The sequence below is a fragment of the Weizmannia agrestimuris genome (assembly GCF_943193165.1).
GTDB lineage: Bacteria > Bacillota > Bacilli > Bacillales > Bacillaceae_C > Weizmannia > Weizmannia faecalis.
Window position 1 is genome coordinate 1 of the sequence record NZ_CALPDC010000100.1, and the last position, 1458, is coordinate 1458.

1 protein-coding gene is annotated in these 1458 nt (G+C 48.1%); it reads right to left on the reverse strand.

What is annotated here, in order from left to right; genetic code table 11:
* Positions 1-58 precede the first annotated feature (58 nt).
* Positions 59-1243, reverse strand: coding sequence for a hydroxymethylglutaryl-CoA synthase (locus NFR98_RS15710; protein ID WP_017552043.1), 1185 nt, complete (start codon positions 1241-1243; stop codon positions 59-61).
* Positions 1244-1458 lie beyond the last annotated feature (215 nt).

The following is a 1458-nucleotide window of genomic DNA, read 5'->3' on the forward strand; positions in this document are numbered from 1 at the left end:
CCGCCGTGTACGGAACCGTACGCACGGTGGTGTGAGAGGTCGGCTAATCAAATAATGATTAGCCTCCTACTCGATTGTTTTTATTAACGTATTGCCGCTTGTGCCCTTCGATTCCGGCAAGGCAAACGGTGGCCGGATCCTCGTTCACCGGCAAGGTAACGGCCGACCCGTCGTTTGGAAGCGATGTGGTAAAAATGGCTTCGTATTCGGCAACGCTAATTTCTTTTCGTGCCTCGAGCATTTGCTGATGGCGGGCCGGCTGCAAGGCTTTACGGTAGCCCGGCTGCAGGATCCCTGAGAAAAATTCCCCGACTGCGCCGGAACCGTAGCTGTACAGGCCGATCCTCGCACCTGCTTCTATATTTGTATTTTGTTCGAGCAGGGAAAGCAGGCTCAAATACAAAGCGCCGGTATAAATGTTCCCGACTATTTTGTTATAACTTTTGCTTGTTTCATAATGGGCCAGGAGTCTTTCGCGCCCGTCTTCATCCGTTTCATCCAACACCGTTCTCAGCGCTTTTAAGCCCATTTTTGTATACGGCATATGGAAGCAAATGGCTTTGAAATCACTTAGCGTAAAGCCGGTTTTTTCTCTGTACTGCTTCCAGACATTTTGGAAGAAACTGATGTATTTTTCATTGGAAAACTTGCCATCCACATAAGCGGAATCCGAATAGACCGGCCGCCAAAAGTCCATGATGTCTTCCGTATGATACACACTCGGTTCTTCAATCGCAAGAATTTTCGGATGGGCGCTTACGACCATAGCGACGGCGCCCGCCCCTTGGGTAACCTCTCCTGAAGTATTCAATCCGTATCTTGAAATATCGGACCCGAGCACGAGCACTTTGCTTTCCGGATGCAGGGCGATATGCCCTCTTGCCATTTGCAGCCCTGCCGTAGCACCGAAGCATGCTTCTTTCACTTCAACGGCCCGCACTTCCGGTTTTAAACCGAGCAGGCGGTGCACATAAATTGCAGCTGCCTTCGAGTGGTCGACGCCGGATTCCGTGCCGAAAATAACAAAATCGATCTTTTCTTTATCTTCGTCTGTTAAAATTTCGAGCGCCGCATTGGCTGCGAGCGTCACCGCATCCTGGGTCACCGGGGCGACGGCCATTTTTTCCTGGCCGATTCCGATTAAAAATTTTCCAGGGTCCTCATTCCGGGCAAGTGCCAGTTTTTCCATGTCAACATATAAATGCGGGGTATAAAACCCGATCTTGTCTATTCCGATTTGCAACTGCTATTCACACCTTTTTTACAGGAATTGTTAGTATGTGTAAAATTTTACTCGAAGGGGCAAATGAGTGGAAAAAATGGGAAGACGCTCTATCATCTAATTGTACACTTCAAGATGAACATCTAGAGAGAGAGGTCTGGTCAAGTCTTTTTTTGTGTGTAAATTCCTCTCAGTCGGGATAGAGTAATTAACCCGAATAAATGTCTGTCGCTTTG